25 protein-coding genes and 1 riboswitch are annotated in these 25,564 nt (G+C 71.0%); of the genes, 22 read left to right on the top strand and 3 right to left on the bottom strand.

Annotated features, from left to right (window positions below; genetic code table 11):
• Nucleotides 1-113 precede the first annotated feature (113 nt).
• A complete protein-coding gene (locus tag ACWBNA_RS27315) occupies nt 114-773 on the top strand; it encodes a TetR family transcriptional regulator (RefSeq protein WP_482707172.1) in 660 nt (219 codons plus the stop codon).
• Nucleotides 774-1,092: 319 nt separating this feature from the next.
• Here the strand turns inward: ACWBNA_RS27315 and ACWBNA_RS27310 are convergent, their stop codons facing one another.
• Together ACWBNA_RS27310 and ACWBNA_RS27305 are read right to left on the bottom strand one after the other, a co-directional pair.
• Nucleotides 1,093-1,326 (bottom strand): ferredoxin, encoded by a 234-nt coding sequence (locus ACWBNA_RS27310; protein WP_482707171.1) that lies wholly within the window; start codon nt 1,324-1,326, stop codon nt 1,093-1,095.
• Between the two features lie 6 nt (nt 1,327-1,332).
• Nucleotides 1,333-2,790, bottom strand: coding sequence for an aldehyde dehydrogenase (locus ACWBNA_RS27305; RefSeq protein ID WP_482707170.1), 1,458 nt, complete (start codon nt 2,788-2,790; stop codon nt 1,333-1,335).
• Between the two features lie 181 nt (nt 2,791-2,971).
• Here ACWBNA_RS27305 and ACWBNA_RS27300 point away from each other — a divergent pair, with 181 nt between their 5' ends.
• From ACWBNA_RS27300 to ACWBNA_RS27290, 3 genes are all read left to right on the top strand, one after another.
• Entirely contained in the window at nt 2,972-3,997 is a 1,026-nt protein-coding gene (locus ACWBNA_RS27300) for a Strvi_7410 family MBL fold metallo-hydrolase (RefSeq protein WP_482707169.1), read from the top strand.
• A 148-nt stretch (nt 3,998-4,145) separates the two neighbouring features.
• Nucleotides 4,146-4,616, top strand: coding sequence for a nuclear transport factor 2 family protein (locus ACWBNA_RS27295; protein WP_482707168.1), 471 nt, complete (start codon nt 4,146-4,148; stop codon nt 4,614-4,616).
• Nucleotides 4,617-4,659: 43 nt separating this feature from the next.
• Nucleotides 4,660-5,373 carry a LolA family protein gene (locus ACWBNA_RS27290; protein WP_482707167.1) on the top strand — a complete coding sequence of 238 codons (714 nt, stop codon included), beginning with the start codon at nt 4,660-4,662 and terminating at the stop codon, nt 5,371-5,373.
• 8 nt (nt 5,374-5,381) lie between these two features.
• Here the strand turns inward: ACWBNA_RS27290 and ACWBNA_RS27285 are convergent, their stop codons facing one another.
• Nucleotides 5,382-6,041 carry a phosphotransferase gene (locus tag ACWBNA_RS27285; RefSeq protein WP_482707166.1) on the bottom strand — a complete coding sequence of 220 codons (660 nt, stop codon included), beginning with the start codon at nt 6,039-6,041 and terminating at the stop codon, nt 5,382-5,384.
• A 44-nt stretch (nt 6,042-6,085) separates the two neighbouring features.
• Nucleotides 6,086-6,262, top strand: a riboswitch (cobalamin riboswitch).
• A 73-nt stretch (nt 6,263-6,335) separates the two neighbouring features.
• On the opposite strand from ACWBNA_RS27285, the gene ACWBNA_RS27280 reads away from it, so the two are divergent.
• The 18 genes from ACWBNA_RS27280 to ACWBNA_RS27195 all read left to right on the top strand — a co-directional run bounded on the left by ACWBNA_RS27280 (nt 6,336) and on the right by ACWBNA_RS27195 (nt 25,530).
• A complete protein-coding gene (locus ACWBNA_RS27280) occupies nt 6,336-7,574 on the top strand; it encodes an SCO2321 family membrane protein (protein ID WP_482707165.1) in 1,239 nt (412 codons plus the stop codon).
• Complete coding sequence (locus ACWBNA_RS27275) at nt 7,571-8,209, top strand: SCO2322 family protein (RefSeq protein WP_482707164.1); 639 nt, start codon at nt 7,571-7,573, stop codon at nt 8,207-8,209. The genes ACWBNA_RS27280 and ACWBNA_RS27275 overlap by 4 nt, the downstream gene beginning before the upstream one ends.
• 354 nt (nt 8,210-8,563) lie before the next feature.
• A complete protein-coding gene (locus tag ACWBNA_RS27270; protein ID WP_482707163.1) occupies nt 8,564-9,772 on the top strand; it encodes an energy-coupling factor transporter transmembrane component T in 1,209 nt (402 codons plus the stop codon).
• Nucleotides 9,769-11,544 carry an ABC transporter ATP-binding protein gene (locus ACWBNA_RS27265; protein ID WP_482707162.1) on the top strand — a complete coding sequence of 592 codons (1,776 nt, stop codon included), beginning with the start codon at nt 9,769-9,771 and terminating at the stop codon, nt 11,542-11,544. Before ACWBNA_RS27270 ends, ACWBNA_RS27265 begins: the two co-directional genes overlap by 4 nt.
• Entirely contained in the window at nt 11,541-12,365 is an 825-nt protein-coding gene (locus ACWBNA_RS27260; protein ID WP_482707161.1) for an ECF transporter S component, read from the top strand. Before ACWBNA_RS27265 ends, ACWBNA_RS27260 begins: the two co-directional genes overlap by 4 nt.
• A gap of 347 nt (nt 12,366-12,712) precedes the next feature.
• The gene (locus tag ACWBNA_RS27255) at nt 12,713-13,135 is read left to right on the top strand and encodes an aggregation-promoting factor C-terminal-like domain-containing protein (protein ID WP_482707160.1); all 423 of its coding nucleotides are present in this window, start codon (nt 12,713-12,715) and stop codon (nt 13,133-13,135) included.
• 708 nt (nt 13,136-13,843) lie between these two features.
• Nucleotides 13,844-14,452: a YybH family protein gene (locus ACWBNA_RS27250; protein WP_482707159.1), complete on the top strand. Its 609-nt coding sequence runs from the start codon at nt 13,844-13,846 to the stop codon at nt 14,450-14,452.
• 215 nt (nt 14,453-14,667) lie between these two features.
• Nucleotides 14,668-15,879 carry a 3-deoxy-7-phosphoheptulonate synthase gene (locus tag ACWBNA_RS27245; protein ID WP_482707158.1) on the top strand — a complete coding sequence of 404 codons (1,212 nt, stop codon included), beginning with the start codon at nt 14,668-14,670 and terminating at the stop codon, nt 15,877-15,879.
• The gene (locus ACWBNA_RS27240) at nt 15,867-16,490 is read left to right on the top strand and encodes an isochorismatase family protein (protein ID WP_482707157.1); all 624 of its coding nucleotides are present in this window, start codon (nt 15,867-15,869) and stop codon (nt 16,488-16,490) included. Before ACWBNA_RS27245 ends, ACWBNA_RS27240 begins: the two co-directional genes overlap by 13 nt.
• Nucleotides 16,487-18,391: an anthranilate synthase family protein gene (locus ACWBNA_RS27235; protein WP_482707156.1), complete on the top strand. Its 1,905-nt coding sequence runs from the start codon at nt 16,487-16,489 to the stop codon at nt 18,389-18,391. Before ACWBNA_RS27240 ends, ACWBNA_RS27235 begins: the two co-directional genes overlap by 4 nt.
• A complete protein-coding gene (locus ACWBNA_RS27230) occupies nt 18,388-18,735 on the top strand; it encodes a hypothetical protein (protein WP_482707155.1) in 348 nt (115 codons plus the stop codon). The genes ACWBNA_RS27235 and ACWBNA_RS27230 overlap by 4 nt, the downstream gene beginning before the upstream one ends.
• Nucleotides 18,732-19,352 carry a phenazine biosynthesis FMN-dependent oxidase PhzG gene (phzG, locus tag ACWBNA_RS27225; RefSeq protein ID WP_482707154.1) on the top strand — a complete coding sequence of 207 codons (621 nt, stop codon included), beginning with the start codon at nt 18,732-18,734 and terminating at the stop codon, nt 19,350-19,352. Before ACWBNA_RS27230 ends, phzG begins: the two co-directional genes overlap by 4 nt.
• A 44-nt stretch (nt 19,353-19,396) precedes the next feature.
• Nucleotides 19,397-21,253: an asparagine synthase (glutamine-hydrolyzing) gene (gene asnB / locus ACWBNA_RS27220; RefSeq protein WP_482707153.1), complete on the top strand. Its 1,857-nt coding sequence runs from the start codon at nt 19,397-19,399 to the stop codon at nt 21,251-21,253.
• A gap of 98 nt (nt 21,254-21,351) precedes the next feature.
• Nucleotides 21,352-21,843, top strand: a complete 492-nt coding sequence (locus tag ACWBNA_RS27215; RefSeq protein WP_482707152.1) for a PhzA/PhzB family protein — start codon at nt 21,352-21,354, stop codon at nt 21,841-21,843.
• Nucleotides 21,844-21,905: 62 nt separating this feature from the next.
• Nucleotides 21,906-22,313 (top strand): VOC family protein, encoded by a 408-nt coding sequence (locus tag ACWBNA_RS27210; RefSeq protein ID WP_482707151.1) that lies wholly within the window; start codon nt 21,906-21,908, stop codon nt 22,311-22,313.
• Nucleotides 22,314-22,320: 7 nt separating this feature from the next.
• Nucleotides 22,321-23,349, top strand: coding sequence for a methyltransferase (locus ACWBNA_RS27205; protein ID WP_482707150.1), 1,029 nt, complete (start codon nt 22,321-22,323; stop codon nt 23,347-23,349).
• A gap of 31 nt (nt 23,350-23,380) precedes the next feature.
• Nucleotides 23,381-23,857 (top strand): DUF488 family protein, N3 subclade, encoded by a 477-nt coding sequence (locus ACWBNA_RS27200; RefSeq protein WP_482707228.1) that lies wholly within the window; start codon nt 23,381-23,383, stop codon nt 23,855-23,857.
• A complete protein-coding gene (locus ACWBNA_RS27195) occupies nt 23,854-25,530 on the top strand; it encodes an asparaginase domain-containing protein (protein WP_482707149.1) in 1,677 nt (558 codons plus the stop codon). The genes ACWBNA_RS27200 and ACWBNA_RS27195 overlap by 4 nt, the downstream gene beginning before the upstream one ends.
• The last annotated feature ends 34 nt before the right edge of the window (nt 25,531-25,564 follow it).

The following is a 25,564-nucleotide window of genomic DNA, read 5'->3' as shown; positions in this document are numbered from 1 at the left end:
TACCGGCAGGTAGGGGCGCGGTGAGCGGTGGATCAGGTGATTCACGCCACGACCGGCACCCCTGGCATGCTGTGCGATCACTCGCCCTCACCGACTGTCACGGAGCGGGACCCATGCCTGCGGAAGCCAAGGTGAACCAGATGGCCAAGGTGGATGCCAGTACCGCGCGGCCCGACTCGGCGCCGCTCACCGAGCGGCAGGAGGCGCGTCGGCGGCGCATCCTGCACGCGAGCGCGCAGTTGGCCAGCCGGGGCGGTTTCGACGCCGTGCAGATGCGGGAGGTCGCGGAGTCCTCGCAGGTGGCGCTCGGCACGCTGTACCGCTACTTCCCGTCCAAGGTCCACCTGCTGGTCGCCACCATGCAGGACCAGTTGGAGCACATGCACGGCACGCTGCGCAAGAAGCCGCCGACCGGCGAGACGGCGGCGGAGCGGGTGGCGGAGACGCTGATGCGGGCCTTCCGCGCGCTGCAGCGTGAGCCGCATCTGGCGGACGCGATGGTCCGCGCGCTGACGTTCGCGGACCGCAGTGTGAGTCCCGAGGTCGACCAGGTGTCCCGGCAGACCACGGTGATCGTCCTGGACGCGATGGGTCTGGAGAATCCGACGCCGGAGCAGTTGTCCGCGGTCCGGGTCATCGAGCACACCTGGCACTCGGCCCTGATCACCTGGCTGTCGGGGCGTGCCTCCATCGCCCAGGTGAAGATCGACATCGAGACGGTGTGCCGGCTGATCGACCTGACGGACCCGGCCGACGACAGCGGCCGGGTCTAGGAACGCGAAGAACCTACGAGACGGGTTCCCTTCGCCGGTATTACCCGGATCAGGTGCTGGGGGTCGCCTTCCGGCCCGACTACTGCCTTCCGGCCTCTCAGCCCGACCGTCGACGTCGGCATCGGCGGATGCCGAAGCGTCTCGCCAAAGTCGGCTACTCCGGTCGAACTCCCTCACTCGTCCCGTAGGCCACTTCCTAGAATAGAACAGTTATCTAGGGACATAACCCCCTGAACCATGATTTTTACGCGTCGAAGTCGACGCCGGGTCCGGCAGCCCTTCAGCGCCCCATCCGGCGCCCTTCGGCGCCCGGAACCCGCTACTCCTCCGGAGGAAACACCGGCTCCCCGCTCCCCAGCAGTGTGATCATGATCGCTTCTACCGGGCAGCCCTCCGCCGCCGCGAGGATCTTCTCGTTGGCATCGGTCTCGGGGTCGACGGGGTGGGACTGGCGGCCCGTGTCGAGGCGGAAGCCGTCCGGGGCGTGGTGGAGGCACTGGGCCGAGCCGATGCACAGGGAGCGGTCGACCTCGATCTGCCAGCGGTCGCCCATGGCCTGTCAGCCCTCCCAGCCCGCCGGCAGGTGGATCATCTTGTGCTCGAGGTACTCGCCGAAGCCCTCCGGCCCGAACTCCCGCCCCAGGCCGGAGTTCTTGTAGCCGCCGAACGGGCCGAGCATGTCGAGGCTGAAGGTGTTGACCGAGTAGGTGCCGGTGCGGACCTGGCGGGCGACTTCGACGCCGCGGGCGACGTCGGCCGTCCACACGCTGCCGCTGAGCCCGTAGTCGGAGTCGTTCGCGATCTTCACGGCCTCGGACTCGTCGCCGTACGGGAGCAGGCAGATGACCGGGCCGAAGATCTCCTCACGGGCGATGCGCATGGAGTTGTCGACGTCGCCGAAGAGGGTCGGCTCGACGTACCAGCCCCGGTCCAGGCCCGGCGGACGCCCGCCGCCGGTGAGGATCTTCGCGCCCTCCTCCTGGCCGATGCGGATGTAATCGAGGTTGCGCTGCTGCTGCCGCCTCGCCACCAGGGGGCCCACCTGGGTCGCCGGGTCCAGCGGGTCACCGACCACCAGCGCGCCCGCCGCCGCCGCGAAGGCCTCGGCGAACTCGTCGTAGCGCGCACGCGGCAGCAGGATGCGGGTCTGGGCCACGCACGCCTGCCCGTTGTTCATCCAGGCCGCCGGGACGATCCCCGCGACCGCCGTCTCCACGTCCGCGTCCGGCAGCACCACCGCCGCCGACTTGCCGCCCAGCTCCAGTGTCACGCGGGTCAGGTTGCGCGCGGCGACCTCCATCACCCGCTTGCCGGCCGCCACCGAGCCGGTGAAGGAGACCTTGTCGACACCGGGGTGCCCGACCAGGTACTCGCTGACCTCGCGGTCCGCCGGGAGGATGGACAGGACGCCCTCCGGCAGTCCGGCCTCGCGCGCGATGTCGGCGAGGATGTACGCGTCGAGGGGCGACTCCGGCGACGGCTTCAGCACCACCGTGCAGCCGGTGAGCAGGGCGGGCGCGAGTTTGGCTGCGGCCACGAACTGCGGGACGTTCCAGGGGGCCACCGCGGCGACGACCCCGACCGGCTCGCGCCGCACGATGATGCGGCCGAGGACTCCGTCGCGCGTCTGTTCGTACGTGAAGTTCCGCGCGACCGTGATCGCCGCGTCCCACACCATCATCGCGCCGAGCGCCTGCGCGAGGACGCTCCAGGAGTACGGCGACCCGTTCTCGGACGAGATCACGCGGGCGATCTCCTCGTGCCGTACGGCGATCGCGTCCTTGATCCGCCCGACCACCTCGATCCGCTCGTCGAGGGTCGCACGCGGCCAGGGTCCCTCGTCGAACGCCTTCCGCGCGGCGGCGACCGCCCGGTCCACGTCCGCCGGCGAGGCGTGCGGCACGCGCCCGATGACCTCCTCGGTGTGCGGCGAGACGACCTCGATGACGTCCTTGCCCAGGGGGTCGGTCAACTCCCCGCCGATGAACAGCTGTCCGTGTTCCACGAGCTCGGTCATGGCGACTGCCTCCCCGGAGCGACTGCTTCTCTGACGGTTCATCAGATACGGCCACTGATACCAGTTCCACCGGGAGGAGTCCACGGGCGGGACGTCGACCATCACGCCAAGAAGGTCGACCAGGGCTCCCATCGAAACGCGTTCTAGTTATAGTGACCGGAACGCGGCGATTGGGGAGCCCATGACGCAGGTGTCCGACCATGGTGGCGGCGTCCGTTCCCTCCGGGTCCCCATCCCGGACAACCCCCTCGGCCACACCCTCGTGTACGTCGTCGACACCGACCGCGGACCGGTACTGATCGACACCGGCTGGGACGACCCCGCCTCCTGGGACACCCTCGCCGCGGGACTGACGGCGTGCGGCACGTCGCCGGACGAGATCCACGGTGTCGTCATCACCCATCACCACCCCGACCACCACGGCCTGTCGGGCCGGGTGCGGGAGGCGTCCGGCGCGTGGATCGCGATGCACGAGGCGGACGGCGCGATCGTCCGGCGGGCCCGCTCGACCCGCCCCGAACGCTGGCTCGCCTACATGACCGCCAAGCTCGAAGCCGCCGGCGCCCCCGAGGAACACCTGGCGCCGATGCGCACCACCAGGCCCGGCTCCGTCCCCGGCCTCGCCCCCGCCCTGCCCGACCGCGAGATCGTCCCCGGCGAACTCCTCACCCTCCCCGGCCGCCGGCTGCGCGCGATCTGGACACCGGGCCACACCCCCGGCCACGTCTGCCTGCACCTCGAGGAACAGCACCCCGCCGAACTCCCGGGCCACGGGCGCCTGTTCTCCGGCGACCACCTGCTCCCCGAGATCACCCCGCACATCGGCCTGTACGAGGACCCCGACGACGCCACTGCCACCGACCCCCTCGGCGACTACCTCGACTCCCTGGAGCGCGTCGGCCGCCTCGCCCCCGCCGAGGTACTCCCCGCCCACCAGCACGCGTTCACCGACGCGGCCTCGCGCGTCCGGGAGTTGCTCACCCACCACGAGGACCGCCTCACCGGCCTGCTCACCCTCCTGACCGAGCCGCTGGCGCCCTGGCAGCTCGCCGAGCGCATGGAGTGGAACCGCCCCTGGGCCCAGATCCCGTACGTCTCACGGAACATCGCCGTCTCGGAGGCGGAGGCACATCTGCGGCGCCTGGTGAAGCTGGGGCGGGCGGAGGCGGTGGCGGGGAGTGAGCCGGTGACGTACCTGGCCGTGTGAAGGGTGACCTCCCTGGCCGTGTGAAGGGTGACCTCCCTGGCCGTATACGTGTAAAGGTGACTTCCCCGGCCGTATACGTGTAAAGGTGACCTCCCTGGCCGCATAAAACGGTCGCGCCGCATACCTCGCCGTTGATACCAACGACCCCATGGATCCCACGGACCCCATCGACCGTCTCCTCGCCGAGCGCGCCTGTGAGCGCCTGGTCATCGACTTCGTCCGCCGGCTCGACCTCGGCGAACCGGGTTCCGTCGCCGAGCTGTTCACCGAGGACGGCAGCTGGCGGTGGCCTGACGGCGATCGTCTGGTCAAGGGCCGGGACGCACTGCGCCGGTACTTCGCCGCCCGCCCCGCCGACCGCCTCTCCCGTCGCCTGATGTCCAACATCCTCGTCACGGTGACCTCCCCGGACACGGCGACGGCGACCTCGTACTTCACGACGTACCGCGTCGACGGCCACGACGGCCGCACGGATCCCGTCCCGTCCGGCCCGCCCGTCCAGGTCGGCCACTACGAGGACTCCTTCCACCGCCGCCCCGACGGCACCTGGCTGCTCGCCACCCGCGTCCTCCACCTCCCCTTCGGCGGACCCACCCCGCGCATGGGTTCGATAACCTGAACCGGCCATGATCAGGGGGAATGGGGAGGGAATGGGGGGAATCGTGCGAAGAACGCTGACCGTGATGACGGTCGCGCTGGCCTGCGTGACGACCGGCGGGGCGGTGGCCGGCTGCTCGGGGAGTTCCTCCGCCGAGGAGCCGTCCGCCGAGCAGTTGCTGGACGACGCGAACGACACGATGAAGGCACTCGAGTCGGTGACCGTGGACGCCAGGACCACCACCGTGGCCTCCGGCGAGGGCTCCACCAGCCGTCTGACGACCGACCTCGAGGGCGCGTGCAGGTCCAGTCGGACCTGGACCAACGGGGCCCGCCTCGAACAGATCCGGATCGGCGACGCGGACTACGTCCGGCCGAACCGCGCCTACCTGGAGATGGCGGGCAAGGAGGTGGCCGGCACGGGCGAACAGGAGCGCTGGGTCAAGTCCCCGGCCAAGGAGACGGCGTGGGAAACGGAGGAAGCCGGACTCTCCAACTGCACCCACCCGTTCTCCTCCTTCGGCAAGGCGACCAAGGGCGAACCGACCGAGGTCGACGGCAGACCGGCCATTTCGCTGGTCGTGACCGACAAGGCGGTCAAGAAGGGCACCTACACGTTCTACGTCGCCACCGAGGGCGAGCCGCACCTCCTCAAGGTCGTCTACAAGGGCACCGACTACCACAGCACCACCGCGTTCAGCGCCTTCGACGAGCCCCTGGACGTTCGGCCTCCGGCCGCGAGCGACGTGCTGGACGCGAGCGGCCGGACCAGCGACTAGGACACGACTCAGGACACGACCGAGCGGATCAAGTCCTCCGCCTCGCCGAGCAGTTCGACCTCCCGGCGGCTCATCGTCGGGTTGTCCGCCCGTCGCTGCCGGGCCTGCGTCAGGCCCGCCTCGGTGAGGTGGGTCGGGTCGGCGAGCAGAGCGCCGAGCATCGTGCGGGCGGGGTCGGCGAGCGCTTCGTCGGTGACGGCGGCCTGGGCGAGGATCATCGCGGAGATGCCCCAGTCCAGGCCCGGATCGCCCTCCTCCGCGTTGCTCCAGTCGATGACCCGAGGGCCGTCGGCGGTGAGGACGACGTTGTCCGGGTGGAGGTCGAGGTGGAGGACGCGGCCGGTGGAGCGGCGGGGCGGGACCGCGTGCAGGTCGCGCAGCAGTCCGGCGAGGGTGGCGCCCGCCTCGTCGAGGGCGAGGGAGCCGGTCAGGACCGCCTGCAGCATCGTCGGGCCGTACAGCCGCTCCAGCACCAGGTCGGTGCGCGTGGAGTCGGCCGGGCGGACGCGCGGCACCGGATAGCCGTGGCCGCGCACGTGCTCCATCACCTCACCCTCGGCGGCCGCGTCCCCGTACCCCTCACGGTCGCGGCGCAGCACCCACGCCTCGTCGATCTCGTACACGTCGTTCGCTCGGCCGGAGCCGAGCAGTCTCCCCGTCGGCTGCATGGGGCCGAACCTACCCGGGCGCACAGGCTGCCCTCAGGGGCTTCGTTACGGGCCGGTAGAGTGGCCGGGTCGTATCACACCCGTACGGGGGGAAGCCGGTGCAATTCCGGCGCTGACCCGCAACCGTGAACCGTTTATCAAGGACGGTGAGCCGGACTGCCCCGCACGGATCGTGACCGGCTCACGTGCACCGGCAAACCGGCCGGTGTGCGGCACCGTCGAGGTATACGGAGCCGAGCCGCCGGGGTGTCCCGTGCTGCCCGGCTCCCTGACAGGGAGAGGCACCCGCCGATCATGAACGTCCGCCGCAGCGCCGCGGTGCTGGCCGCCGCCACCGCCGTGATCGGGGCCGCCGCGCCCGCCGTCGCCGCCGACCCGTCCCCCTCCGCCTCGCAGGCGTTGCCCGCCGCGCTCTACGGCGGCACGGACCCGACGTACGACGGTGTCTGGCGCCAGTCCCTCGCCCTGCTCGCCCAGCACACGGTGGGGGTGAAGCCGGCCGCGAAGTCCGTGTCCTGGCTGACCGGGCAGCAGTGCGCGAACGGCGCCTTCGCCCCCTACCGGGCCGACACCTCCACGGCCTGCGACCCGAAGCTGATGGTCGACACCAACAACACCGCCGCCGCCGTCCAGGCCCTCGCCGCGCTCGGCGGCCACGACGCCGTCACCGGCAAGGCCGTCGCCTGGCTCAAGTCCGTGCAGAACAAGGACGGCGGCTGGGGCTACACCCCCGGCGGCGCCAGCGACACCAACTCGACGTCCGTGGTCGTCGGCGCGCTGACCGCCGTGGGAGAGAAGCCGCAGGACGTACACAAGGGTGAACAGGGGCCGTACGACGCCCTGGTGAAGCTCGCCCTGCCGTGCGAGGGCTCCGGCGCCGGTGCCTTCGCCTTCCAGCCCGACAGGGAGGGCAAGCTGGCCGCCAACGCGGACGCCACAGCGGCGGGTGTCGTCGGCGCGCTCGGCCAGGGACTCGCGGTCGAGCCCGCGAAGCAGACGGAGGCCGCCACCTGCTCGGACTCCGGCTATCCGTCCCCGCAGCAGGCCGCCGCCAACGGCGCCGCCTACCTCACCAAGGCCCTCGCCAAGGACGGCCACCTCACCTCCGCCCTCCCCGGCTCCACCGACCAGCCCGACTACGGCAACACCGCCGACGCCGTCGTCGCCCTCGCCGCTCAGGGTCAGACGGCGGAGGCGAAGAAGTCGCTGGAGTGGCTGGAGCGGAACTCCTCCGCCTGGGCGGCACAGAGCGGCCCCGCCGCCTACGCCCAGCTGATCTTCGCCGCCCACGCGACCGACACGGACCCGCGTGACTTCGGCGGGGCGGACCTGGTGAAGCAGCTCAACGCGACAGGGCCGGCTCCGCAGCCGGCGACCGCCGAGAGCGACGCCGGCGACAAGGACGACTCCGGCGACGACTCCGCGGACGGCTCCGGCAACGGCGATGTCTGGTGGATGGTCGGCGCCGGCCTCGCCGCCGGAGCGGGCGTCGGTTTCCTGCTGAGCAGCCGCAGGAAGAGGCAGCAGCCGTGATCCGCCGCCGGGCCGCGGCCCTTGTGCTGCTGGCCGCGTTCCCGCTCCTCGGGACCGCGGGCCAGGCCCAGGCGGCCGGCTACCGCTACTGGTCGTTCTGGGAACGTGACGGCGACCAGTGGACGTACGCCGCCCAGGGTCCCTCGACCACCCGTCCCTCCGACGGCGACGTCCAGGGCTTCCGTTTCGCGGTCAGCGAGGACTCCGGCGACGCGACCAAGCCGCGCGGCACGGCCGACTTCACGACGATCTGCGCGAAGACGCCGGCGCAGGACGGCAGGAAGCGGGTCGCCCTGGTCATCGACTTCGGTACGCCGACGGACGCCCCGGCCGGCGAAACCCCGCCGGCGGCCCGTACGGCATGCGCGGTGACCGCCCCCGACGCCACGACGGCCGAGGCCCTGGCCGCCGTGGCCAAGCCCCTCCGCTACAACACCAACGCCCTGTTGTGCGCGATCTCGGGGTATCCGGAGACGGGATGCGGGGAGCCGGTGGGGCGTAGGCAACCGACGGCCGCGCCGAAGAAGGACACCGAGGACCAGGGCCCGTCTCTCGGCCTGCTCGCGGGCGCCGCGGCCGTGGCAGTACTGGGCGCGGCGGCCGTGTGGCAGGCAAGGCGGCGCGGGCATGCCTAGGCCCTGTCATCACATTCCCGCCTGCCCCGCGACGCCATGCACGCTCCCCCACTGCCTCAAGGGCCTGGGAGGTGCCCCCACCCGCCGCACCGGGCGCAGGGCCACGTACAACCGGTACGAGGGCCTGCCCCCGGCACGCCGAGAGCACGCACCTGACGCCGCAAAGCCCGCCCTTCGGGCGGACGACGGGAATGTGACGACAGGCCCTGGCGTGCTGGCAGCGAGCCTGACGACGGCCGGCCGTGCCACGGCGCCGGCACCCATCCACCCGCGACCGACCACACCCCACGCGGCTGCGGGCAGTCGTGCCGCTGGGGCGGCACGGGTGGGCGCGGCGGCACCCGGCAGGCGCCGGTGAGCGTCCCCACCCCCCACCGGCAGCCCCGCGCGTCCTTGCACGCCGGTGCCTGGTGGCTCTGGTCGCTCGGGCTCGGTACCGCCGCCACCCGTACCACCAATCCCCTCCTCCTCGCTCTCCTCATCACCACCTCCGCCTACGTCGTGGCCGCGTGCCGCCCCGACACCCCCGCCGCCCGCTCCTACACCGCCTTCGTCAAACTCGCCCTGGCCGTCATCCTCATCCGCCTCGCCTTCGCTGCCGCGCTCGGCTCCCCCGTCCCCGGCACGCACGTGATCGCCTCCCTCCCCGAAGTCCCCCTCCCGGACTGGGCCCAGGGCATCCGGCTGGGCGGCAAGGTCACCGCCGAGGGTCTTCTCTTCGCCCTGTACGACGGCCTGCGCCTGGCCACGCTCCTCATCTGCGTCGGGGCCGCGAACGCCCTCGCCAACCCGGCCCGGCTCCTCAAGTCCCTTCCGGGCGCCCTGTACGAGATGGGCGTGGCCGTGGTCGTGGCCCTCACCTTCGCCCCGAACCTGATCCTCGACGTGCAGCGTCTGCGCGCCGCCCGCCGCCTGCGCGGCCGCCCCGACAAGGGCGTACGGGGCCTTCTACAGGTCGCGCTCCCGGTCCTGGAGGGCGCCCTGGAACGCTCCGTCGCCCTCGCCGCCGCGATGGACGCCCGCGGTTACGGCCGTACCGCCGACGTCCCCGCCCCGGTCCGCCGTACGACCACCGCCCTCACCCTCGGCGGCCTGCTCGGCGTCTGCGCGGGAACGTACGGCGTGCTGACCGCCGAGGGCGGCACGTACGGCCTTCCCGTCCTCCTCGCCGGACTGGCCGCCGCCCTCGCGGGTCTTCGCCTGGGCGGCCGGCGCTCGCTGCGTACGCGTTACCGTCCGGACCGCTGGGACGTGCGCGCCTGGCTGGTCACCGGCTCCGGCGTGGCGGTGGCCGCCCTGTTCGTCCTCGCCTCCGTCCACGAGCCCACGGCCCTGAACCCGGCCGTGATCCCCCTCGTCGCCCCCACCCTGCCGCTGTGGCCCGCGGCGGCCGTACTCCTCGGCCTGCTCCCCGCGTTCGTCGCGCCGGCCCCCGCGCCCGCGCCCGCCCCGGACGCCGGTCCCGCCCCGGACGCCGGTCCCGTCCGCGATCCCGTCCCCGTCTCCGACCCCGGTCCCCATCCCCGCCCCCGCCCCCGCCCCGACCCCGAGGAACCGTCGTGATCCGCTTCGAGAACGTCTCCGTGACGTACGACGGTGCCACCGAACCCACCGTCCAGGGCGTGGACTTCGAGGTCCCCGAGGGCGAACTCGTGCTCCTCGTGGGCCCGTCGGGCGTGGGCAAGTCGACGGTGCTCGGCGCGGTGAGCGGTCTCGTGCCGCACTTCACCGGCGGCACCCTGCGCGGCCGGGTCACGGTGGCCGGCCGGGACACCCGGACGCACAAGCCGCGCGAGCTCGCCGACGTGGTGGGCACGGTGGGCCAGGACCCGCTCTCCCATTTCGTGACGGACACCGTCGAGGACGAACTCGCCTACGGCATGGAGTCGTTGGGCCTCGCCCCGGACGTGATGCGCCGCCGTGTCGAGGAGACCCTCGACCTTCTCGGCCTCGCCGACCTGCGCGACCGGCCCATCGCCACCCTGTCGGGCGGCCAGCAGCAGCGGATCGCGATCGGCTCGGTCCTCACGCCGCACCCGAGGGTCCTGGTCCTCGACGAGCCGACCTCCGCGCTCGACCCGGCCGCCGCGGAGGAGGTCCTCGCGGTCCTCCAGCGCCTCGTCCACGACCTCGGGACGACGGTCCTCATGGCCGAGCACCGCCTGGAACGCGTCGTCCAGTACGCCGACCAGGTCGCCCTCCTGCCCTCGCCCGGCGCGGCCCCCATCCTCGGCACCCCGGCCGGGATCATGGCCGTGTCGCCGGTGTACCCGCCGGTCGTGGACCTGGGCCGGCTCGCACAGTGGTCCCCGCTGCCGCTGACGGTCCGGGACGCCCGGCGCCGGGCGGGCGAGCTGCGGGAGCGGCTGACCGGACGCGACGGGACGACCCGCGCCACCCCGCCGCTGACCGGACGGGACGGGACGACCTACGCCACCCCGTCGCTGACCGGACGCGACGGGACGCCGCACGCCACCCCGTCCCTCGCGCCGGCACCATCGGAACCCGTCCCCTCCGTGCGGGCGGCCCCGTCGTCGTCTCGTTGGCGCCTTCGCAAGAGGCCCGCCCCGGCCCCGACTGCCGCGCCTCCGGCCGAGGTCCGCTCCCTCGCCGTCCGCCGCGGCCCCATCCAGGCCCTGCGTCACGTCGACCTGACCGTCGCCCCCGGCGAGACAGTCGCGCTCATGGGCCGCAACGGCGCCGGGAAGTCGACGCTGCTGTCCGCACTGGTCGGCCTGGTGGAGCCGGCCGCCGGATCGGTACGGGTCGGCGGCGTCGTACCGCATCGCACGGCTCCCCCCGAGCTCGTACGCCGTGTGGGACTCGTCCCGCAGGAGCCACGCGACCTGCTGTACGCCGACACGGTCGCCGCCGAGTGCGAGGCCGCCGACCGGGACGCGGACGCGGCGCCGGGCGCCTGCCGGGCCCTGGTCACCGAGCTGCTTCCCGGTGTCACCGACGGCACCCACCCCCGCGACCTCTCCGAGGGCCAGCGGCTCGCCCTCGCGCTGGCCGTGGTCCTGACGGCCCGCCCTCCCCTCCTGCTCCTCGACGAACCGACCCGGGGCCTGGACTACGCGGCGAAGGCCCGCCTGGTCGCCGTCCTGCGCGGGCTGGCGGCCGAGGGACACGCGATCGTGCTGGCGACGCACGACGTGGAACTGGCCGCCGAACTCGTGCACCGGGTGGTGCTCCTCGCCGACGGCGAGGTGATCGCGGACGGTCCGACGGCGGACGTGGTGGTGGCCTCTCCCTCCTTCGCCCCGCAGGTCACCAAGATCCTGGCGCCGCAGAAGTGGCTCACGGTCGCACAGGTGAGGCAGGCGCTGGCATGACGGACACCCGCCAGGCCAGGGCCGTCCGCCTGGGCCCCCGCTCCGTGGCCGCCCTGGTCCTCGTCAGCGCGGTCGGTGCGGCCGCCCTCGGCTGGCCGTTCCTCGCCCCGCCGGCCTCCCAGGCCGGCGCGCACGCGCAGGACGCCCCGTGGCTCTTCGCGGGCCTGCTGCTCCTCCTGGTGGCGGTCCTGGCGGCGACGATCTCCGAGTCCGGCCTCGGCCCGAAGGCGGTGGCGATGCTCGGCGTGCTGGCCGCCACCGGCGCGGCACTGCGGCCCATCGGCGCCGGGACGGCCGGCATCGAGCCGATGTTCTTCCTGATGGTGCTGAGCGGGCGGGTGCTCGGCCCGGGCTTCGGCTTCGTGCTGGGGTCGATGACGATGTTCGCGTCGGCGCTGCTCACAGGCGGGGTCGGGCCGTGGATGCCGTTCCAGATGCTGGCGATGGGCTGGTTCACGATGGGCGCGGGCCTGCTGCCGGGCCCCGACCGCCTGCGCGGGCGACCCGAACTGGCGCTCCTCGCCGTCTACGGCTTCCTCTCCGCCTTCGCCTACGGCACGATCACCAACCTCGCGGGCTGGACCTTCATGACGGAGAACGCCTCGAACATCGCCTTCCACCCGGACGGGGCGGTCGCCGCCAACCTGGCCCGCTTCGTCGCGTACTGCCTGGCCACCTCGCTGGGCTGGGACCTCGGCCGGGCGCTCGTCACGGTCGCCCTGACGGTGACGCTCGGCCCGGCGATCCTCAGGGCGCTGCGCCGCGCCACCCGCCGGGCGGCCTTCGAGACACCGGTCACCTTCGGCGCCCCCGCCGAGTGAGCCGTCGTGCGCTCGCCGTGACCACGAGGCCGTGCAACGGTGAAGCACCCCACATGACGCAGGTCACCTACGAGGCCGGGTCGTAGGCTCCAGCGCCTGGCATGTACGCGTCCGCACCACCTCTGACCTGCACATTGAGAGCCAGGTCACACAACAGACCAAACCTCCACATGCGGCCGCAGCTAGTAAAAGAGGTCATTGCGGACGCCGCCCGGCCCTGTTTCCCTGGATGACGTCGCACGGCGCCGACGTGCCCTCAGGGCCGCGGCGCCGCGGCATGCCACCGCCGCCCGCACCGGATGGCCGCGGCACGCCCGACACCGCCGTCCCCGAAGAAATGGTTCTCCGTGTCCGTCACCCGCATCGTTCGTCGCATCGTTTCCCCGAAGAAGGCCCTCACCGCCGTGGCACTGGCCTCCGCCGCCACCGGGATGGCCCTGACCGCGGCCCCCGCCCACGCGGCCACCACGGTCTCCTCGGCCACCGAGGCGAAGACGATCGCGCACAAGCTGATCCCGGACACCGCGCAGTACAACGCCTTCAGCAAGATCGTCGAGCACGAGAGCGGCTGGGACGTCGACGCCACGAACGCCTCCTCGGGCGCCTACGGCCTGGTCCAGGCCCTGCCCGGCTCCAAGATGGCCTCCGCCGGCTCTGACTGGAAGACCAGCGCCGAGACCCAGATCGAGTGGGGCCTCGACTACATGAACTCCCGCTACGGCAGCCCGGCCGGCGCCTGGTCCTTCTGGCAGTCCAACGGCTGGTACTGATCCCACGCCGATCACAGCCCCCTTTACGCGAAGGCGGCGGCCCCCGATCCCCGGGGCCGCCGCCTTCGCCCTGTTCCCCCTTTGGGAATACGTCAGGCGCCTTGCCTCATGTCCATTTCAACAATGTGGACACTAATGAGTCACACGATCGGCCGGAAAAGTACTAGGCGACGGACCCTTCCGACATCGAGCCGTGGTTTGCGTCATCCGGCCGGCAAGGTCGGAATTCAACTTTCCCCTTCCTTTACGCAGCGGTGACCTGTATTGCACTTTCTATTAACCGACAGTGATCACACAGCCCAAGCGTTGATGCGGCCGACGTGACGTACGTCGCCGGAGGTCTTCCAGCGATGGATATATCACCCCAAAATGGGCTCAAACAGCGAGCTCCGGTCGCCGGAATGAGAGGTTCCTGGCTGTCGGTCACCCGGGACTCGCCGTCCGGATCCCTGCCAGATGGCTTCCGAGAACAGAGATAGTCGCAGGTCATTACGGTGTGGTCGATATTCCGCTTCACCCTCCGGATTATGCGGAATAACGCACCGACACCTCCGCCGTTTTTAAAAGCATTGACACGGCCAGTTCCGGACTGTTGTATGACTGTCATCACGGGGGCGGGATGGCAAATGGGGGCCGGGCGGACAGACCAACCGCCAGGCAGACGTGTTGTATTGACCTGTTGCCATCCCCAGTTTTGGGGGAGATGGTATGAGCAAAATCAAGCACACACTTCCGATCGCTGCTGCGGCCATATTGTTGACGGCCGGGAGTATCGCCGGCCCCAGGTTCATCCAGAGCGAGTCGGTGGCCGCCGGTACGTCGAACGCCGCCGAGACTCCGGCGCCCACCGACGCCCCGTCGGAGATCGCCGGTGCGCAGAAGGGCGCGACGACCCCCGCCCAGTTGCTGCAGCTCCTGGGCGAGAGGATCAAGGCCCAGGACGTCGACGGAATCATCGCTCTGCATGAGCCCGAAGCGGCGATCGTCAATTACGACGGATCGATTATCAGGGGCCACAAGGACATCCGGGCGTTCTACGTCGACTGGTTCAAGTCCGACCCGGTACTCACCGTCAACCCTCGCCAGACCGTGGTGGCCGGAGGGTCGCGCGCGGGGAAAGACAAGGTGCGTAACCGCACGGCGGCCATCATGGGCGATTACCGCCTGGAGCAGAACGCGGCGGACGGTACCCGCGAGAGCTTCACCGGCAATTTCTGCGACACCGTGCAGGAGCAGCCGAACGGTACGTGGCTCTACGTCCAGGACAACCCGTACCCGCCCCACGGTGGGCCGGCGCCGACGGCCGCCCACCACTGATCCGACCACCTCGGCGGTCTCGACCCTTTCTGCTCGGCCGTCCGGTCGGCGAACCCGCCATGCGCGCGGGAGTCCGGTCCGCCGTGCCGAAAATCAAGCATTCCGAGGACATTCCTGCCGCCCATGGCATTTCACCATCGGCCGTGGGCGGGCAGGCCATCGGTCCGTTGATGCGCGGACAGCGATGTGCCGACACGTCGGAGGTTGGAGCAAACGTGAACGTCACTTCGCTCGACGTTTTACAGGCCCCGGCTGCGCAGCAGCAGCCCCAGTGGGGAGACGCGGCGGAGCTCGGGCAGGTCCGGGACGTGCTGGCAGCCCTCCCCCCGCTCGTGGAGACCGAGTCGCTGGGCCGGCTTCGCGGTCTGCTCGCGGAAGTCGCCGCCGGGCAGGCGCAGGTGGTGCAGGCGGGTGACTGCGCGGAGGACCCCGCGGAGTGCACCGCCGGTGACGTGGAGCGGAAGGCGGGACTCCTCAACGTGCTCGCCGGCGTCATGAACGCGATCACTCATCAGCCGGTGGTGCGGGTGGGCCGGATCGCCGGCCAGTACGCCAAGCCCCGCTCGGCGCACACCGAGTGGGTCGGCGGCGTCGAGATCCCGGTGTACCGAGGGCACATGGTGAACGGCCCGGAGCCGGACCCGGAAGCCCGACGGCCCGATCCCCGGCGCCTGCTGGCGGGTTACCGGGCGGCGAGCCAGCTGATGGCCAACCTCTGCCCGACGCCGCGGGCGCGCCTCGACCCGGCCGTGTGGACGAGCCATGAGGCTCTGCTGCTCGATTACGAGATCCCGATGCTGCGCCGGGACCGGGAGGGCCGCCTCGCGCTCACCTCCACGCACTGGCCGTGGATCGGCGAGCGAACCCGCCGGCTCGAGGGGGCCCATGTCGCGCTGCTGGCGGATGTGGTGAACCCGGTCGCGTGCAAGGTCGGGCCGCGGATGACGGTCGCCGAGCTGCTCGGGTTGTGCGAGCGGCTCGACCCGGAGAAGGAGCCGGGCCGACTCACCCTGATCGCCCGGATGGGTGCCGACGCGACGACGGATCTGCTGCCGCCGTTGGTCCGGGCGGTGCGCGCCGCCGGGCACCCGGTGATCTGGCTGGTCGACCCCATGCACGGCAACACCGTGACCACCGCCGAGGGACGCAAGACCCGAGTCGTGGAGACGGTCGTCCGGGAGGTCACGGCCTTCCAGGCCGCCGTGCGCACAGCCGGCGGAACACCGGGCGGGATCCATCTGGAGACCACCCCTGACGCGGTGACCGAATGCGCCGACGTCCCGAACGGCATCGACCGGATCGGTGAGAAGTACACGACGTTGTGCGACCCGCGACTCAACCCTCGTCAGGCGGTGTCGGTGGTCTCGGCCTGGCAGACACAGACGCAGACGACGAACCGAGCCGAGGGAGAACCGTGCCGGGCATAGCCCCGATCTCAGCCTATCCACTGCCGACGGCGGCTGAACTGCCCATCGGCACGGCCCAGTGGAAACCCGACGCACGCCGTGCGGCACTGCTCGTGCACGACATGCAGCGCTACTTCCTCGCGCCGTTTCCCCCGGCCGTGCGAGACCCGCTGGTGCGCCACTGCGCGCAGTTGCGGGAGCGCTGTGCCGCGCTCGGGGTCCCGGTGTTCTACACCGCGCAGCCCGGTGGCATGACGGACGAGGAACGCGGCCTGCTCAAGGACTTCTGGGGTCCGGGCATGCGGGTGGATCCCGTCGACCGTCAGATCGTCACGGAACTCGCACCCCGGCCGGCGGACCAGGTGCTCACCAAGTGGCGCTACAGCGCGTTCTTCCGCTCGGGCCTGCTGGCGCGGATGCGCGCCCAGGGCCGCGACCAGCTGATCGTCTGCGGGGTGTACGCGCACGTCGGTGTACTGGCGACAGCCCTCGACGCGTTCACCAATGACATCCAGCCGTTCCTGGTCGCCGACGCCGTCGGCGACTTCTCCGCCCGCCACCACCGGCTGGCCCTCGACTACGCGGCCGCTCGCTGCTCGGTGGTCACCACCACCGAGGAGGTCTTCCGATGAACTCGACGCAGTTGTTCGAGCACGTGCTGGGCCCCAATCCAGGTGCCTTCGCCCTGCTGCACCGCCCGGAGACCCTGGGCCCGGACCGCGTGGAGATCCTGCTGGGCCAGGTCGGCACCCCGGCCCGGCTCGCCGACATCCCGCTCGCCGACCAGGGCGGGCGGCCCGGCGAGGCCCGGCACGAGACGCTGGTCCTGGTGCCCCACCAGCAGATCACCGAGCGCGGCTTCGCCGCCGCCGCGGACGACTCACCGCTGCTCGCGATGTCGGTGACCGACCAGGGCCGGATCACCACGTCCGAGGCGCTGAGATCCCTGCCGGACGAGCCGATCGCCCTGTCCGGTGGGCGTTTCGACACCGACGACGAGGCCTACGCCGAGACGGTCCGCACGGTGCTCGACAACGAGATAGGCACCGGTGAGGGCTCGAACTTCGTCATCAAGCGCTCCTTCGTCACCACCATCACCGGGTACTCGACGCGCAGCGCGCTGAGCCTGTTCCGCCGGCTGCTCACCCGCGAGAGCGGCGCCTACTGGACCTTCCTCGTGCACACCGGCACGCGCACCTTCGTCGGCGCCACACCGGAGCGCCACGTCAGCCTGCGCGACGGCGTCGCGGCGATGACCCCGATCAGCGGCACCTACCGCTACCCGCCCACGGGGCCGGTCCTGTCGGAGGTCATGGAGTTCCTCACCGACGGCAAGGAGACCGACGAGCTGTACATGGTCCTGGACGAGGAACTGAAGATGATGGCCCGGGTCTGCCAGGGCGGCGGCCGCGTGCGGGGACCGTTCCTGCGGGAGATGGCCTGGCTCGCGCACACCGAGTACGTCATCGAGGGGCGCAGCGACCTCGATCCCCGGGACATCCTGAGGGAGACGATGTTCGCCCCCACCGTGACCGGCAGCCCGCTCGAGAACGCCTGCCGGGTGATAGCCCGCCACGAGCCGCGCGGCCGCGGGTACTACGGGGGCATCGCGGCCCTCATCGGCCGCGACGCCGACAACGCGCGCACCCTGGACTCGGCGATCCTCATCCGTACCGCCGACATCCGTGCCTCGGACGTCGACGACAGCGGCCACGTGGAGGTCGGGGTCGGCGCGACCCTGGTCCGGCACTCCGACCCCGACACCGAGGTCGCCGAGACCCGCACCAAGGCCGCGGGCCTGCTCTCGGCCCTGGGCGCCGACGAGCGGCTCGACGAGCACCCGCTGATCCAGGAGGCTCTGGGCCGGCGCAACGAGACGATCGCGCGCTTCTGGCTCAGCGACGCCGGGTCGCGAGCCAAGCCCCATCCGGTGCTGGACGGCCGCCGGGCGCTGATCATCGATGCCGAGGACACCTTCAGCTCGATGCTGGCCCACCAGCTGCGCGCCGTCGGGCTGACCGTGGAGCTCAGCGGCTTCGACGCGTCCCACCGCTTCGACGACCACGATCTCGTCGTCATGGGCCCCGGACCCGGCGACCCGCGGGAGACCGACCACTCCAGGATGGCCCACCTCACGTCGGCGATCGAGCGGTTGCTGTCCCGGCGCACCCCCTTCCTGGCCGTGTGCCTGAGCCACCAGCTGCTGTGCCGGCACCTCGGGCTCGAGCTGATGCGCCGGGAGGTCCCGAACCAGGGCACCCAGCGCGAGATCGACCTGTTCGGCTCACGGGAGCGGGTGGGCTTCTACAACTCCTACGTGGCTCGTGCCCGAGCCGAGCGGTGGGAGTGTCCGGGCGTCGGCGAGGTGAAGGTCAGCCTCGACGCCGGCACGGGCGAGGTGCACGCCCTGCGCGGGCCGCACTTCGGCTCGGTGCAGTTCCACCTCGAATCCGTGCTCACCCAGGACAGCGAGCGTGTCCTGGCCGAGCTCCTCGTACCGCTGATGGAGACCGCGGAGGTACTGAACGTATGAAAGCCACCATCTCCTGGTGGGACCTGTCCGGGTCCGACCAGACCATCGACTCCTTGCGCGGCTACCTGCGTGACGAGGGCGTGGATCCGTGGGCGGAGATTCACGGCCTGCGGTTGAAGTTCTGGATCTCCGACCGGCAGACCAACCGCTGGGGCGCTGTGATGCTGTGGGATTCCACAGCCGACCCGACGGCGCCGATGCCACCGAACCGGGCCACCGAGCTCATCGGCTACCCGCCGGCCGAGCGGATGGCGACCGACATCGAGGCCATCGTCGAAGGTGCCCACTCCGGCCCACTGGTCGAGCGCGGCCTGGCCTTCGACCCGATCGGGAAGTCATCGTGAGCGCCTCGCCACAACCCCGGGTGGCCGAGGAGTTCACCGCCCCGCCCGCCGAACCGATGGACCTGCTCCGGGCCTGGTTCGACAGCGCCGTCGCGAACGCCGTCCGCGAGCCGGGCGCGGTGGCGCTGGCCTCCGCCGACGCCCGCGGACACGCCTCCAACCGGATCGTGCAGGTGCTCGCGGTTCGCGACACGGGTCTGGTGTTCGCCAGCCACGCCGACAGCCGCAAGGGCCGGGACCTGGCAGAGACGGGCTGGGCATCAGGGGTCTTCTACTGGCGCGAGGCCGGCCGCCAGGTGAGCGTGAGCGGCCCGACCCGTCCGTTGCCCGACGCCGAGTCCGACGCCCTGTGGGCCGCCCGGCCCATCGGCACCCACCCGATGTCGGTGGCGTCACGTCAGAGCGCGCCGCTGCTGGACGAGGACGCGTTGCGGGAGCAGGCCCGGGACCTGGGCCGGAGCGGCTCGGCGCTGCCTCGCCCGGACCGCTGGCTGGGCTATCTGCTGGAGCCCGCGTCGGTCGAGTTCTGGCAGGCCGACCAGGAGGACCGGCTGCACCAAAGGCTGCGTTACGAGCGTGACGGTTCCGGCTGGCTTACGAGCCGGCTCCAACCCTGAACCGTGCCCTGGACCGTCGATTCAAGAGGAAGAAAGGCAAGTCGATGTGTGGAATTACGGGCTGGGTCTCGTTCGACCGGGATCTGACTCAGCAGCGCGCGCGGCTGGACGCGATGACACAGACCATGGCCTGCCGGGGACCGGACGCCGGGGGCGCCTGGCTCGACCGGCACGCGGCCCTCGGTCATCGAAGGCTGGCGGTCATCGACGTCGAAGGCGGCACCCAGCCCATGGTGGTGCCCACCGACGACGGCCCGGTGACGATCACCTACAGCGGTGAGGTCTACAACTACACCGAGCTCAGGAGCGAGTTGCTCCGCCGGGGCCACCGGTTCCTGACCCGCAGCGACACCGAGGTGGTGCTCCACGGGTACCTGGAGTGGGGGGAGGCGGTCGCCGAACGGCTCAACGGCATGTTCGCCTTCGCCGTCTGGGATTCCCGCGCCGAGAAGCTCGTGATGATCCGCGACCGGATGGGCGTCAAGCCGCTCTACTTCTCCAGCACCGACGACGGGGTGCTGTTCGGCTCCGAGCCGAAGGCGATCCTCGCCAACCCGCTGGCGGACCGCGCGGTCGACCTCGCCGGACTGCGGGAGCTGGTCAGCTTCACCCAGACGCCGGGGAGCGCGGTGTGGTGCGGGATGCGCGAGGTGGTCCCGGGCGGCGTGGTCACCGTCGACCGCTCCGGCCTGCGCGAGCGCCGCTACTGGACGCTTCCCACCCGTCCGCACACCGACGACCGGAAGACCACCGTCGCCACGGTGCGCGAACTGCTCGAGGACATCGTCAGCCGGCAGATGGTCTCCGACGTCCCGCGCTGCACCCTGCTCTCCGGCGGCCTGGACTCCAGCGCGATCACCGCACTGGCCGCCGCCAAGCTCGGCCGGCCCGGGGAGCACGGCGAGCCCGGCGAGAAGGTGCGCAGTTTCGCGGTGGACTTCGTCGGACGGGAGGACGACTTCGTCGCCGACGACCTGCGGGCCACGACGGACGCCCCCTACGCGCAGGAGGTGGCCGGTCACGTCGGCTCGCAGCACGAGTTCATCGTGCTCGACCACGCCGCGATCGCCGACCCGGGAGTGCGCCGGGCCGTCATCACCGCGCGGGACAGTCCGCTCAGCCTCGGCGACATGGACGCCTCGCTGTACCTGCTGTTCCAGGCCATCCGCGAGCAGTCCACGGTCGCCCTGTCCGGCGAGTCCGCCGACGAGGTCTTCGGCGGGTACAGGTGGTTCCACCAGCCGGAGGTCCAGGCGGCGCACACCTTCCCCTGGATGGCTGTCTTCGTCAGCGGCGCGCGGGCCCAGGTGTCGGACCGGTTCAACCCCGACATCACCGCCGCCCTCGACCTGCCCACCTACATCGGTGACCGCTACTCCGACGCGGTCGCCGAGGTCGAGCGGGCCGAGGGCGAGAGCGACCACGAGATGCGGATGCGGGTGATGTCCCACCTGCACCTGACGCGCTTCGTCCGGATGCTCCTGGAGCGCAAGGACCGGATCAGCATGGCCGTCGGGCTGGAGGTACGGGTCCCCTTCTGCGACCACCGCCTCGTGGAGTACGTCTACAACACCCCGTGGTCGATGAAGACCTTCGACGGCAGGGAGAAGAGCCTGCTCCGCGCCGCGACCGCCGATCTGCTGCCCGAGTCGGTGCTGAACCGGGTGAAGGCCCCCTACCCCGCCACGCTGGACCCGCACTACACGGGCGCGCTGCTGCAGCAGTCCAAGGAACTGCTCACGACCGACGACCCGGTCTTCGATCTGGTCGACCGCAGCTGGCTGGAGGACATCACGCGGCAGGACTCGGGCTCGATGCCGATCGACGTCCGCAACGGCATGGAGCGCGTGCTCGATCTGAGCACGTGGCTGGACATCTACCGCCCCGAGCTCCGGCTCTGACACGCGGTTCCGGTCGATTTCGGACGGCTCTGGAGAACAGGCCTCCGCACAGACCCCGTCAATAACCACGCCCCCCATCATGGATTGAGGGATTCGAGATGGAAACGGAAAAGGCCCGGCCCGAGGGGCTCGAAGCCGACCGCGACCTGCGCGCCCGGCACCGTGCCGTCGTCGCGGACTACATGAGCCGCAAGGGCGAGAACCGTTTGACGCGCTACCTGCTGTTCGCCGAGGACGGCAGCGCCGGCCTGTGGACCAGCGACACCGGCGAACCGATCACCTCCCAGGGGCACGAGAAGCTCAAGGCGCACGGCGAGTGGTCGCTGCGCATGTTCCCCGACTGGGAATGGAAGAACGTGGAGATCTTCGAGACACAGGACCCCAACAGGTTCTGGGTCGAGTGTGACGGAGAGGGGCAGATCCTCTACCCGGACTATCCGCCCGGCTATTACAGGAACCACTTCATCCACTCGTTCCTGCTCGAAGACGGAAAGATCAAGCAGAACCGCGAGTTCATGAACCCGTTCCAGCAGCTGCGGGCGCTGGGTATCGAGGTGCCGAAGGTCAATCGCGGCGGAATCCCCACGTAGGGAATTCCCTTCCCGCTTTCGAGGAAATTCACGTCGTTCGCACGCACAGCAAGGAGCATCACGTGGGATCTCAGCTCAACCCGTATCTCGCCTTCGACGGCGACGCTCGGCAGGCGATGGAGTTCTACAACGAAGTCCTCGGCGGCAAGCTGGAGTTGGGCACGTTCGGCGACTTCGGCTCGCCGGAGTCGCCCGACGCCGACAGGATCATGCACGCCACCCTCACCACCTCGGACGGCTTCACGGTGATGGCGTGGGACGTCCCCGAGCGGGTTCCCTACAACCCGGGCACCAACGTCGCGCTCTACCTCGGCGGTGACGACGCGAAACTCCGCGACTACTTCGAGAGGCTGTCCGCCGGCGGCACCGTGGCGATGCCCCTCAAGAAGCAGATCTGGGGCGACGAGGCCGGCACGCTCGTGGACAGGTTCGGCATCACCTGGATGTTCAACATCACCGAGCAGCGGTGAGGTCCCGATGACAGTCGACGTACAGGCCACTCGAGACGTGGTCGACATCATCACCGGCGGATGGCGGGCACAGGCGCTCTACACCTCGGTCAAACTCGGACTGCCCGACCACATAGAGGCCGGCCGAAACACCGACGCCGAACTCGCCAAGGCGACCGGGGCCAACGAACAGGGCATTCACCGCCTGATGCGCCTTCTGGTGGCCATGGGCGTGTTCGAGGGCGCCGAGTCCACCGGGTACCGCTGTACCCGGGTGAGCGCGGCTCTGCTCGACGGCCCTCAGTCACTGCGCGACATGTGCCTGCTGTACGGCGAGGAGTTCTACTCCGCGTGGGGTCACGCCCACCACGCCATCAGCACGGAGAGCTCGGGATTCGAAGCCGCCTACGGCCAGTCGTTCTACGACTATCTCGGCCAGGACGCGGCCACCGCCAGGCGGTTCCAGCACACCATGAACGCCGCGAGCATGTTCTTCCACCAGGTGCCCGAGATCTTCGACTTCTCCGGCGGCAAGACGGTCGTGGACGTGGGCGGAGGGGGCGGGCACCTTCTCGCCACGATCCTCGGGGCGACACCGGATGCCCGAGGCACGCTCTTCGACCGCGAGCACATGATGCCGAAGGCGCGTGAGCACCTGTCCGCCACCGTCGGCCTGGACCGCGCCGAGCTGGTCGGCGGCGACATGTTCGAGGACGTCCCGGCGGGCGGGGACGTCTACATCCTGTGCCGGGTGCTGGCCGGCTGGGACGACGAAGCCGTCGTCGGCGTCTTCGAGAACTGCCGTCGCGCCATGGCCGGCTCCTCGTCGCGACTGCTGATCCTGGACCGCTTCGTCGAGGACGAGAACTCCACCGTGCTGCCGGCGCTGTGGGACCTGCACCTCCTGGTGACCACGGGCGGCGAACACCGCACCCTCGACCGGATCACGCGGCTGCTGGACCGGGCCGGCCTGGACGTCGCCGGGACCGCGGAGCTGCCCATGGAGACGACCGCCCTGATCGCCGCGCCGCGCACCCCGTCGGGTCGGCACGAGTAGCAGCTCGAACAGGAGATCCCCGGTGCTCAAGATGGCAACGATCGGTGTCTACGGCTTCGACGCCGATTCCTACCTGCAACGACTGCGACAGGCGAACGTGCGGCTGCTGTTGGACGTACGTCAGCGCCGCGGTGTCCGCGGCCCGGACTACGCCTGGGCGAACTCACTTCGGCTGCAGGCGGCTCTCGCCGAGGCCGGGATCGCCTACGAGCACCACCGTGAACTCGCCCCGACCACCGAGTTGCGTCACCTCCAGTACGCCGAGGACGACCGCCTGGGGGTCGGCAAGCGCTCCCGCCGCGAACTGGCCGCCGAGTACACGCGCCGCTACACCGCCGAGATCCTCGACCCCGCCGACCTCGAGCCGATCGTGTCGGCGCTGCCGAGCGGCGGGACGGCGGCGCTGTTCTGCGTCGAGCGCGATCCCGAGGCCTGTCACCGGTCGCTGGTCGCCCAGCGGCTGGCCGAGGAGTACCCCATCACGATCGAACACCTGCGGCCGCTGTGACGGGTGACCTTCTTCCGCGCGGCGCGCGGCGACCGCGGATCGCGGTGTTCGCCGGACCGACGGCGACGGTTCTGAACACACCGGACCTGGTCACGTCGAACAAGGCACGCCTGCGCCACGGTCTGCCGCCACGCCCCGCTCACTTCGACGTGCTGCGTCCTCAACGGCTCGCGGCGCCGGTGACGTTGTACGTCGAGGCGTTCAGCGCGCACCCGCTCGAACGAGACGCGGCCGGCCTGTACGCCCCGCCGGACGGCTGGCTCGACAAGGACGGCACGTTCCACCAGGAGCAGCCCTTCGACGACGCCACACCGGTGTACGTCGTCGAACTCGATCCCGCCGACGGTCTGTATCCCCTGCCGTACATGGGCAGGCAGGCGGACGGATCCGCCTGGGAGGAGACCTCGACGGCACCGTTCGCACCACCGGGAGCCGCTCGGCAGACGTTCTACCCCGACGCCCGCCGCCTCTACGAGGAGATCGAGCGGTTCGGCCTGGCCGACCACGGCACGCCCGTCGAGCTGGGGTCGATCGCCGACTTCGACTTCTTCCGTGCCGCTCCGTCGGGCGGATACACCGCGGGCCCCGATGCCGAGCGCCTCGGGCAGGACTTCTTCGTCTACTACCCGTACCACCTCCAGAGCGAACCCGGCCTGGCGGACCTCGCCCAGGCGACCAACCAGGTCCAGGCCGTCCTCGCCGCGGGCGAGTACGCCGGCGTCCAATGGCTCGAGGGAAGCCCGACCGTCGACGAGACCCTGTACTGGCTCGGACTGCTGGTCGACACGACGGTGCCGCTCGTCGGACACGCGGCTCAGCGCCGCCACCAGTCCCTGAGCGCGGACGGCGACCGCAACGTGGTGGACGGCGTGAAGTTCATCGCGTCGGGTGTCGCCCTGGACGAACGGGGCGAGGACCGCGTCGGTGCCTGCGTGATCGTCGACGAGCTCGTCTACGCGGCCCGGGACGTGACCAAGGTCGACGCCCGACCAGGGGGCTACGAAGTCACCGGCGGGCACGGGGGAGTCGTCGCCGACCTGGGTGGCTACGGTCCCCCGCAGCTCACCTACCTCCCCGCCCGCAGACACACCCATCGCTCACAGCTGCGCCTCACCGTGCTCCCCGACCGGGTGGCCGGCGTCGCCGGGACCCTCAACACGGGCGTGTCCTTGGTCGACGTCGTGACGAAGGACGCCGCCGGACTCGTACCCGCCGCCATGCCGCACGTCTCGATCACCAAGTACAGCCGGTACGCGGCGACGGGTGCCGGCGCCGACGGTCCGCCCCTCGCCGACGAGGAGGTCGAGATCCTCGCTCGGATCAACGCCAGCCTCGCCAACGCGCCACTGGCCGGCTTCGTGTGTGAGGGCATGTCGCCGTTCGGGATGGCCGACCCGACGAGGAACGCGGCGCTGAGTGTCGCCCTCTTCGCCGGCCTGCCGGTGGTCCGCACGGGCCGCGGCAACACCGGAGGCATGGCGTACCGGACGGATCCGACGTTCATCTCGGGCAACAACCTCACGGCCACCAAGGCGCGCCTGCTCCTCATGGCCGCGCTGCTCAAACTCGGTGCCCTGCCCCCGGCCGTGGACCCCTTCCACCCGACCCCTGCCGAGCGCGCGGCCACGGAACAGGCGGTCGCCCGGTACCAGGCCCTGTTCGACACCCACTGACCTGGGGCCGCCGACCCCGATGTCCCCACTTCGA

The organism is Streptomyces sp. Q2, from assembly GCF_056820935.1.
This window is presented reverse-complemented; position numbering and strand designations above follow the sequence as displayed.

What these genes read in the sequence shown, in the direction of transcription:
- ACWBNA_RS27230 (WP_482707155.1), top strand. Translation starts at nt 18,388, where the DNA reads ATGAAAGCCACCATCTCCTGGTGGGACCTGTCCGGGTCCGACCAGACC.
- asnB (WP_482707153.1), top strand. Translation starts at nt 19,397, where the DNA reads ATGTGTGGAATTACGGGCTGGGTCTCGTTCGACCGGGATCTGACTCAG.
- ACWBNA_RS27215 (WP_482707152.1), top strand. Translation starts at nt 21,352, where the DNA reads ATGGAAACGGAAAAGGCCCGGCCCGAGGGGCTCGAAGCCGACCGCGAC.
- ACWBNA_RS27200 (WP_482707228.1), top strand. Translation starts at nt 23,381, where the DNA reads ATGGCAACGATCGGTGTCTACGGCTTCGACGCCGATTCCTACCTGCAA.
- ACWBNA_RS27280 (WP_482707165.1), top strand. Translation starts at nt 6,336, where the DNA reads ATGAACGTCCGCCGCAGCGCCGCGGTGCTGGCCGCCGCCACCGCCGTG.
- ACWBNA_RS27300 (WP_482707169.1), top strand. Translation starts at nt 2,972, where the DNA reads ATGACGCAGGTGTCCGACCATGGTGGCGGCGTCCGTTCCCTCCGGGTC.
- ACWBNA_RS27315 (WP_482707172.1), top strand. Translation starts at nt 114, where the DNA reads ATGCCTGCGGAAGCCAAGGTGAACCAGATGGCCAAGGTGGATGCCAGT.
- ACWBNA_RS27205 (WP_482707150.1), top strand. Translation starts at nt 22,321, where the DNA reads ATGACAGTCGACGTACAGGCCACTCGAGACGTGGTCGACATCATCACC.
- ACWBNA_RS27295 (WP_482707168.1), top strand. Translation starts at nt 4,146, where the DNA reads ATGGATCCCACGGACCCCATCGACCGTCTCCTCGCCGAGCGCGCCTGT.
- ACWBNA_RS27310 (WP_482707171.1), bottom strand. Translation starts at nt 1,326, where the DNA reads ATGGGCGACCGCTGGCAGATCGAGGTCGACCGCTCCCTGTGCATCGGC.
- ACWBNA_RS27285 (WP_482707166.1), bottom strand. Translation starts at nt 6,041, where the DNA reads ATGCAGCCGACGGGGAGACTGCTCGGCTCCGGCCGAGCGAACGACGTG.
- ACWBNA_RS27305 (WP_482707170.1), bottom strand. Translation starts at nt 2,790, where the DNA reads ATGACCGAGCTCGTGGAACACGGACAGCTGTTCATCGGCGGGGAGTTG.
- ACWBNA_RS27250 (WP_482707159.1), top strand. Translation starts at nt 13,844, where the DNA reads ATGAGCAAAATCAAGCACACACTTCCGATCGCTGCTGCGGCCATATTG.
- ACWBNA_RS27260 (WP_482707161.1), top strand. Translation starts at nt 11,541, where the DNA reads ATGACGGACACCCGCCAGGCCAGGGCCGTCCGCCTGGGCCCCCGCTCC.
- ACWBNA_RS27235 (WP_482707156.1), top strand. Translation starts at nt 16,487, where the DNA reads ATGAACTCGACGCAGTTGTTCGAGCACGTGCTGGGCCCCAATCCAGGT.